Origin of the sequence: Streptomyces spiramenti, assembly GCF_012034385.1 — a bacterium.
GTDB classification, from domain to species: Bacteria; Actinomycetota; Actinomycetes; order Streptomycetales; family Streptomycetaceae; genus Streptomyces; species Streptomyces spiramenti.
In genome coordinates, this window is sequence record NZ_JAAVJB010000009.1 from 48603 (window position 1) to 56891 (window position 8289).

At 71.7% G+C, this 8289-nt stretch carries 8 protein-coding genes; 6 read left to right on the forward strand and 2 right to left on the reverse strand.

Annotated features, from left to right (window positions below; all coding sequences use genetic code 11):
- Nucleotides 1-18: 18 nt before the first annotated feature.
- The 4 genes from HCJ92_RS02595 to HCJ92_RS02610 all read left to right on the forward strand — a co-directional run bounded on the left by HCJ92_RS02595 (nt 19) and on the right by HCJ92_RS02610 (nt 4115).
- A complete protein-coding gene (locus tag HCJ92_RS02595; protein WP_167931726.1) occupies nt 19-807 on the forward strand; it encodes a thioesterase II family protein in 789 nt (262 codons plus the stop codon).
- 19 nt (nt 808-826) lie between these two features.
- Complete coding sequence (locus tag HCJ92_RS02600) at nt 827-1558, forward strand: class I SAM-dependent methyltransferase (protein ID WP_167931727.1); 732 nt, start codon at nt 827-829, stop codon at nt 1556-1558.
- A 309-nt stretch (nt 1559-1867) separates the two neighbouring features.
- A complete protein-coding gene (locus HCJ92_RS02605; RefSeq protein ID WP_167931728.1) occupies nt 1868-3241 on the forward strand; it encodes a salicylate synthase in 1374 nt (457 codons plus the stop codon).
- A gap of 289 nt (nt 3242-3530) precedes the next feature.
- A complete protein-coding gene (locus HCJ92_RS02610) occupies nt 3531-4115 on the forward strand; it encodes a TetR/AcrR family transcriptional regulator (RefSeq protein ID WP_167931729.1) in 585 nt (194 codons plus the stop codon).
- 13 nt (nt 4116-4128) lie between these two features.
- Here the strand turns inward: HCJ92_RS02610 and HCJ92_RS02615 are convergent, their stop codons facing one another.
- Complete coding sequence (locus tag HCJ92_RS02615) at nt 4129-5145, reverse strand: SMP-30/gluconolactonase/LRE family protein (protein WP_167931730.1); 1017 nt, start codon at nt 5143-5145, stop codon at nt 4129-4131.
- Between the two features lie 1069 nt (nt 5146-6214).
- Between HCJ92_RS02615 and HCJ92_RS02620 the strand changes: the two genes are divergently transcribed.
- Nucleotides 6215-6697 (forward strand): GNAT family N-acetyltransferase, encoded by a 483-nt coding sequence (locus HCJ92_RS02620; RefSeq protein WP_167931731.1) that lies wholly within the window; start codon nt 6215-6217, stop codon nt 6695-6697.
- Nucleotides 6698-7040: 343 nt separating this feature from the next.
- Here the strand turns inward: HCJ92_RS02620 and HCJ92_RS24255 are convergent, their stop codons facing one another.
- Nucleotides 7041-7322, reverse strand: a complete 282-nt coding sequence (locus HCJ92_RS24255; RefSeq protein ID WP_209310635.1) for a hypothetical protein — start codon at nt 7320-7322, stop codon at nt 7041-7043.
- 249 nt (nt 7323-7571) lie between these two features.
- On the opposite strand from HCJ92_RS24255, the gene HCJ92_RS02635 reads away from it, so the two are divergent.
- The coding region (locus HCJ92_RS02635) for a transposase (protein ID WP_338053984.1) at nt 7572-8289 on the forward strand (718 nt) is incomplete at its 3' end.

Genomic DNA, 8289 nt, shown 5'->3' on the forward strand with positions numbered 1-8289 from the left:
GTTAGTGACAGGAGAACAATGGTGAGAGAGACATCCCGCGCGTCGTGGCTGCGCAGGCCCGCCGCGCGGCCGGAGGCGGGCAGGCGCCTGGTGTGCTTCCCGCACGCCGGCGGTGCGGCCTCCTCGTTCCGCCCGTGGCAGCGGCTGCTCCCCGACGGCATCGAGTACGCGACCGTGCAGTACCCGGGCCGGGAGGACCGCGTGCTCGACCCCGTGGTCGAGTCGATGGCGGAACTGGTGGACGCGGTGGTGGACGTGCTGCTACCGCTGCTCGACCGCCCTCTTGCGCTCTTCGGCCACAGCATGGGGAGCGCGGTGGCATACGAGGTGGCCCTGGAACTCCGCCGACGGGGGCTGCCCGAACCGATGCGGCTCCTGGTCGCCGGACGTGCCGCGCCCCACGCCGCCGCGGTGGGCGAGATCCACCGTGCCGACGACGAGGTGCTGCTCGCCGAGCTGACCCGGTACGGGGCCACCCCCCGGGAGGTACTGGCCGACCCCGAGCTGCGGTCCGGCATCCTCCGGTACGTCCGTGCCGACTACCGGGTCATCGAGACGTATCGGCCGTCGGTCGAGCCGCCACTGAGCTGCCCGGTCAGCGTGTACCACGGCACCGCGGACCCCGAGTGCGGTACCGCGCAGGCGGAGACCTGGGCGGCGGTGACGAGCCGACCACTGGCACTCAGCCCCTTCGAGGGCGGCCACTTCTTCCTCGTGCCGCAGCGCGTCCGGCTGGCCGAGGCCGTGGCCCGGGACCTCGGCGTCCGCTCCGTGGCCGCAGCGCGCACCTGGCCCAGCACCCCCTGAACGGAAGGACGTCACCAGTATGGTCGCGGACTACTACACCGCCTCCGCCGAGTTCTACGAGATGGTCGCCGCCCGGCATGTGCGGACCAGCGCGGGACCGCTCACCACAGCGTTGGCCGGCGTCGACACCACGCGGGGCCCGGTGGTCGAGATAGGCGCCGGCACCGGCAGGATCACCGAGGTCATCGCCCGCGCCCTGCCGGGCGTCCCCATCGTCGCCGCCGAACCCTCGACCCCGATGCGCGCGATGCTCACCAGCAGGGTCTTCTCCGATCCGGCGCTTCGGGACCGGGTGACCGTGGTGGCGGAGCCCGCACAGCACCTCCGCCTGCCCGACACGGTCAGCGCGGTCGTCATCTTCGGAGTGGTGGGTCACCTGACGCAGCGCGAACGCGTCCGACTCTGGGCGGAACTGCGGGAGCGGCTGCCGCGGGGCGGCCCGATCGTGGTGGAGCTGATGGGGGTCGCCAGAGCGCGGACCGTGCCCCCCTTCCGCATGCTGCGCGAGTCGATCGGCGACCAGACCTACGAGTGGTGGACCCGGGCCGAGCAGGTCGAGGGGCAAGTGATGCGGTGGCACACGACCTGGAAGGTGCTCCGTGGCGGGGAGGTCGTACGCACCACCACGGACAGCTACGACTGGGAGAACCTCAGCCTGGAACAGCTGGGCGAGGAGGCGGGCATGGCCAGCAGCCTGGTGAGTGCGGGCGGGGTTCCCGGGTCTCCGGAGATCGGCAGATTGACGCGGTGAAGTGTCGACCGCCGGGGCATTGCCCATGCGGCGCCAGGCCGGCCATGTGGCAGCACCTGACTTGCGATTGACAATCGTTTTCATTATGGCTTTGATGGCTCTCGGCCCACACGTGTCACCCGGACCGGCGCCCTGCCGGAACCACGGGGAACGCTCGCGGCGATCCGGGCCCGACCGGCCCGATCGACCTGGCCGAGTCCCGAGCGCAGAGCCGCCGCCGGCACCCGGCACGAAGCGGAACCATCCGACCCCGGCATGTGACCCGCGCAAACAGCCGACGCAGCCCGACACCCTCGAAAGTGAGCCCCAGTGACCTTCTTCCCAGCCGAGCGTGCGCTCGCCCTCGCCGGCGACCCGGTCACGGTCGCGGCGGCGCTCGCTGCAACCACCGATGCGCCGTACCTCCTCTACGAGCAGCCCGGTTCGGTGGTGTGGAGCGAAGGAGAGTTGGCCGTGGTCGAAGTGTCCGCGGCACGAGCCACCCTGCACCGCGGGGACGCCGAACCAGTCGAACTCCCCGCCGGAGCGCATCCGCTGGCCACCGCGGGCCGGCTCCTCCGAACCTGCGCAGCAGGAGCCGGGGTGACATCGCATGGGTGGGTCGCCTACGAGCTTATCCACCGGTACCACGCAGACGGGCCGTCAGAGCACGGGGCCGAAGCAGGGCCGCTCGCCCGATTCGTGGTTCCGCAGTACGAGGTCGAGATGACCGCATCCGGTGCTGTGCTCCGTGCCCCTGACGAACATGCCCTCGACCGTCTGGAGGCGCGCCTCCGAGCCGCCGAAGCCGCCCCGCTCGAACCCGCGGACGACCGCCTCACCGTCGATCTCGACCAGCGGGCCGAACGCTACCGTGATGCGGTCGCCGAAACGGTCCGCGAGATCCGCACCGGGGCACTGGCCAAAGCGATCATCTCCCGCCCCGTCACCGTCCACGGCCAGGTCGATTTCCCCGCAACCTACGTCGCGGGCCGCCGCAGCCACCAGCCGGCAAGGTCGTTCCTGCTACGGCACGGCGGCTGGGAGGCCGCCGGCTTCAGCCCGGAAATCGTGGCACGCGTCGATGTCGATGGTCTGGTGACCGCCCAACCGCTGGCCGGCACCCGGGCGTTGACCGGTGAAGCCCGGGCCGACGCGGCCCGCCGCGAGGAACTGCACCGCGACCCCAAAGAGGTGTACGAGCACGCCGTCTCCGTCCGCCTGGTGCAGGAGGAACTGGACGCCGTCTGCGAGCCCGCGTCCGTGCGCACGGAAGACTTCATGTCGGTGGAAGAGCGGGGGAGCGTACAGCACCTCGCCTCACGCCTCAGAGGGACGCTCGCGGCGGGCCGCAACAGCTGGGACGCTCTCGCCGCGCTGTTCCCCGCCGTCACCGCCTCGGGAATACCCAAACTGGCGGCGTTGCCGACCATCGACCGCGCGGAGGGGGAACCCCGCGGACTGTACAGCGGCGCGGTGGTACGGCTGGACGCCGACGGCACCCTGGACGCCGCGCTTGTGCTGCGCACAGTCCTGCGTCGCGGTGGGCAGACCTGGTTGCGTGCCGGCGCCGGTGTGGTGGAAGCCTCCGATCCCGACCGGGAGCTCGAGGAGACCCGAGAGAAGCTCCGAGCCGTGAGTGGGTACCTCGTGCCGTCCAGCGCTACGGCCGCGGCGGCAGGGACCGTCGCAGCAAGCGCGTGACGTACCGACACGGGCGGTCCCGCCCACGGTGCTCTGCGCGCCGGCACGGCAGGACGCACGTCGCTTCACCGCAGGTGCCCTCGGCGTCGACCCGTCGCCGGTGGGTCCGTGCTGCGGCGGTTCGGTCGGCTACCTGGAGGGCGTGAGAACGCGGGACGCCCTCGGGGGCGTGCTGGTCTCGGGGCAGGCAGGGCTGTACCTGACCGCGGCCCGGTGGCGAGGTTCCGGATGCCGGGCCCGTTGGGCCCGTGGCGGCCCCGCGAACATGGCGGAGGGCTAGGCTGCCGGAATGGCGGAGCACACGGACCGGGAGACGCGACGGCCCACGAACGAGGGCCCTCGGGCGGCCGCCCGCAACCGGGCTGCGGTGGTCGCGGCTGCGCGGGAGGTGTTCGCGGAGCACGGCCTGGAGGCGCCGCTCTCCGCGATCGCGCGCAGGGCGGGGGTCGGACAGGCCGTGCTCTACCGGCACCTTCCCGACCGGGCCTCCGCAGTCGCGGCGGTCCTGGAAGAGAACGTCCGCGAGGTCGAACAGGCGGCGGAGGCCGAGGGCGCGACCCTCAGCGACGTGCTCGGCGTGCTCACCTGGCATCTCGCCGGATCGGCCGCGTTCATCGGCCTGCTGCACAGCGTCCGTGCGGGCAACCCCGGGGGGCGGCCCCCCGCGATGGCGCTCTCGGAGCGGGTCCAGGGTGCCCTGCGTTCCCGGCTGCCGACCGGTCACCGCCTGAGTGAGCGGGACCTGGAACTGGCGGTCGCCATGGTCTCGGTGACGGTGACCGGCCCCACCCGTTCCGAGCGGGAGCACCGGGCGCGCGCCGCCTGGCGCCTGCTCGGCGTCGAGGTGGGACCGGTGAGGCCGTTCAGCGTCTGAGCGGTGGATCGGGTCAGCCCCCGTTGGACTGCCGCGTGCCCTCGGCGAAGGCGTCGAAGGAGTAGAGGTATCCCCCTGAGGGACCGCTGACCGTCATGTAGGCGGCGGTGCCACCCGGGGTGATGGCCACGTTGGTCGCCGACTCCAGCCCTTCGGTGCCGGGCGGGACCTCCACCGTCGCGATCCGCTCGCCGTTCGGGGAGTAGACGACCATGGCCGGTCGGCCGTGCAGCCCCACGTAGAGGTTGCCGTCGGCGTCCACGGCGATGGAGTCGGTCTGCGCGACACCGCCGTCCACGCGGATCGCCGTGTGCCGGGAGGTCACGTCGCCCTCCGGGTCGACGCCGAGGTAGGAGATCCGGTTGGCGGTGAGTTCGCTGAACCACAGTCCGTCGTAGGCCGCGTCGAAGGAGATCCCGTTCGTCGCGGCCAGGTTGTCGGCCAGGACGGCGCTCTCCGTGCCGTCGCGGCTGATCCGCACGACCCGGCCGTGGTTCTCGCCCTCGGAGAGGCCGAGCGAGTCGCTGACGTAGAGGTTGCCCGCCTCGTCGAAGGCGACGTCGTCGGGCTTCATACGGGCACCGTCGACCGGCTCGGAGAAGAACGTCTGCGCGTCACCGCCGTCCGGTGCCAGGCTCACGATCTCACCGGCGGCGTAGTCGCTGAGGTAGAGCCGTCCGTCGTACGGGCTGAACTGAGCCGAGGTGTAGGCGCCGCCCTCGGTGTGGAGAGCTTCCACGCTGCCGTCCGCGAGCTCCACCGCCATCACCTTGGGCTCGCCCTCGGGTGCGGTGACGTCAACGACGACCAAACGGCCGTCCGGGCCGAACGTGGGGCCTTCCAACAGGGTCATCCCCGTCTCGGGGTGCGGCTCGGTCAGCCGCATGACCTCCTGGGCCTCAACCGCGCGGCCCGTCGTGGCGGGTGTCGCCCCGCCTGGGGTGTCCGCTGTACCGGTGCCGCATCCGGTGACGAGCAGCGTGCTGGTCATGGCAATGGCTGCCAGCGGGGCGATCGGGCGGTATCGCATGGAGACTCGCTTCCTGTCCAGGTGTACGGGGGCGACACCGACTCGAGACGCGCACGTGTCCGCCCAGCGGACGGCCGTGTGCGCCCGGTGGTCGTCGCACGCCCCGGGACCACAACCGGACACTGCTGTCCGGTTGTGGTCACCGTAGCCGAGGATCGCTCGCCCGTGCGGGCAACGCAGCGCAGGAGCAGCCCACATGACGACCCCTCGCCCTGTCTCCGGCGACCTCACCGAACTGAGGCGGCGGTAGCGCGGTGAACGTGAGCGGCGGGTCCGCCTGACTAGGCGGCGACGTCGGAGGAACGTGGTGTCGCAAGCGCTATGCCGGCATGCACCGCGACGTCGAATCGCCTGTCTACCGGCAGCTGCTCGACGAGACCCGCTACGCGCCCGGATGGAGGTACTCCCGCGGGCCGAGATCCGTCGCCACGCCGTGCGCATCGCGCAGCTGTCCGACTTCTCCGCGGACGCCCTGTTCTCCACCATGGTCACAGCGCTGACCGCCGGCCCCGGGACGTGGCGCACCATGCGGCCCGCGGGTTCGGCGTTCGCAACCAGGGGCACGTCGCCGACAACCGGCGCGAGTCCGAACGGCTCCTGGCGGTCGTCGACGACCTGGCGGGTGCTCCTTGCCCGGGCCGTCCGAGCCGACACCCGGATCGGCCCCGGGTGGACCGATCCCGCCACAAGCCCGCACCGGGCACCCAGTCGGTCCCACCCGGACGGTCGTGCGAGACGGGTACCCCGGTTCCCCCTGCCAGGGCGCCCGCCGCCGGGTGGCCCCCGGTGCTTGCCTTCTCCCAGTGGCCTCTTCCCGCCCCCGGCGGGGCCAACGGCACGCGCACCGGCGTCACCTCGCGGCCGGTCGACAGTGGGAACAAGCCGTCAGCGCAGCCGGGTGATCAGCGCCGCGACCGCGTCAGCGCCGAGGGCCAGGAGGCAGCTGCGCCGCAGAGCAGGGGCGGGCTGGCCCGCCCCCGGTGAACTCCCTTTCGCCGGCCGGCGTGTGTTGCGATCATGGCAGGAGAGATCACGTGGGCCGTGCATCGGCCGGGGCGGGGAGCGAGAGATGCAGGTACGAGTGCGGCCGTTCCGTGCGGCGGACCTCAGTGCGGTGGTCGACCTGTCCCTGCGCGCTTGGGTCCCTGTCTACGAGAGCTTCGCCACTGTGCTGGGTCCGGAGGTCTTCCATCGGCAGTACCCGGATTGGCGAGCCTCCCAGCGCGGTGAGGTCGAAGCGGCCTGCACGGACGGCAGGGCCCGCGTCTGGGTCGCCGACACCGGATCGAGGATCGTCGGGTTCGTCGCTGTGGTGCTGGCTCAGGACGGCGACGCCGGCGCCATTGAGCTTCTGGCCGTCGACCCCGATCACCAGGGGCACTCCATCGGCACGGCGCTGACGGAGTTCGCGACCGACTGGATGCGGGAGGCCGGGGTGAGCCTGGTCTCGATCTGGACCGGCGGCGACCCGGGACATGCTCCCGCGCGTAGAACCTACGAGAAGGCCGGATACACCGCGCTACCTCTCACCCGCTACTACAAGGCCTTGTAGCGATGCGCCGGGCACCATCACGCTGACGCTCTGCGCAACAGCGACAGACGCTGCCGCCCCTCCCCGGGACGCAGGTGGCGTGGGGAGGGGGCCGGGGTCACCGCCGAGAGCCCGGCCCGGTCCGCACTCCGCGTCCCGCGACCGGTCGCCGCCTCCTGCGAGCGCTTCCGCGCCGGCTGGGGTCTCCGCTCTCCTGGCGGCCCCCACGAGCCGGTAGCCGATCCCGACTCCCCGTGGCGCCCTCGAAGGTGAGGGTTCCACGGGGAGCGACGGGATCGGCCCGAGGGCCTCACGGCAGTGCGGCCGGTCTGCTCGACGGCGCCGGCCGTGCAGCGGTCCGGGGTCAGAGCTCCGTGGGTTCGTCCTGCGACTCGGGCTCGGAGACCTCGATGACCATGGCCGTGCCGTCCTTGCTGATCTCGTACTCGGGCAGGACGTTGCCCTCCACGCCGATCGCGACGCCCAGCATGCCCTCGAACGGGCCTATGGTCCGCACTTCGGCGATGCGGTCGTCCAGCCCCTCGGCCTCCACCTCCGGTTCGACCTCGGGCTGCCCCGTCAGATCCAGCGCCGCAGCCGCCGGCATCATCGACCAGCCGGTCAGCGAGGACGCCGTGCGCGCCACCGCAATCGAGATCGCCCAGGCACAGGCGAACAAGGCCGCCGGGTGTCGAAGAGGCGCTGCGCGTAGGCGGGGGGGGCTCCGGTCCGTAAGGTTCGCAGTGTGCCTGCACCGCATCGGCACTTCCTAGCCTCGCGCTTTCACGCGGTGGGCTGTCCGGAGGTTGATCAGGAACGCAGAAAGTGCTCTTGACCTGCAACGATAGGACTTGCTGAGGGTCCAGTTCGCTGCAAGGAAAAGAGCACTTTCCAGGTGAAGCACTCTATCGGTTCTTACCCGCGTGCCCGTGTCCAGGACGACGGTCGTCAGGTCGTCTCGCAGGCCGGGTCGGTCCTGCTCGTGGAGACGGCCCGCAAGACCGGTCTTGACCAGGCCATATCCGCAGCCCTGGCTCCGTGGCGGAAGCCCCGGGCCGTCCACGATCCCGGCAAGGCCCTCATGGACGTCGCGCTGGCGGTCGCGCAGGGCGGGGACTGCCTCGCGGACGTCGCGATACTGCGCTGTGAGCCGGCCGTCTTCGGCCCGGTCGCCTCCGACCCGACCGTCTCCCGCCTGATCGACGCTCTTGCCACCTCCGGCGACACAGCCCTCCAAGCCATCCGGTCCGCACGGGCCGAAGCCCGCAACCGGGTCTGGTCACTGGCGGGCGGGAACGCCCCGGACGTCGACGGTCAGGTCACGGTCGACCTCGACGGTGTTCTCGTGATCGCGCACTCGGAGAAACAGGACGCTGCCGCGACCTGGAAGAAGACCTATGGCCACCACCCCCTCATGGCGTTCGTCGACCACGGACCAGGCGGCACCGGAGAACCCGTCGCCGCCCTCCTGCGACCGGGCAACGCGGGCTCCAACACCGCCGCCGACCACATCACCACCACCCAGCTCGCCCTCGCCCAGCTACCGAAGAAGTACCGGCGAGGGCGCAAGACCCTCATCCGCACCGACTCCGCCGGCGGCACCCACGACTTCG

Coding starts and splice junctions, on each gene's coding strand:
- HCJ92_RS02595 (WP_167931726.1), top strand. CDS start 19: ATGGTGAGAGAGACATCCCGCGCGTCGTGGCTGCGCAGGCCCGCCGCG.
- HCJ92_RS02600 (WP_167931727.1), top strand. CDS start 827: ATGGTCGCGGACTACTACACCGCCTCCGCCGAGTTCTACGAGATGGTC.
- HCJ92_RS02610 (WP_167931729.1), top strand. CDS start 3,531: ATGGCGGAGCACACGGACCGGGAGACGCGACGGCCCACGAACGAGGGC.
- HCJ92_RS02615 (WP_167931730.1), bottom strand. CDS start 5,145: ATGCGATACCGCCCGATCGCCCCGCTGGCAGCCATTGCCATGACCAGC.
- HCJ92_RS02620 (WP_167931731.1), top strand. CDS start 6,215: ATGCAGGTACGAGTGCGGCCGTTCCGTGCGGCGGACCTCAGTGCGGTG.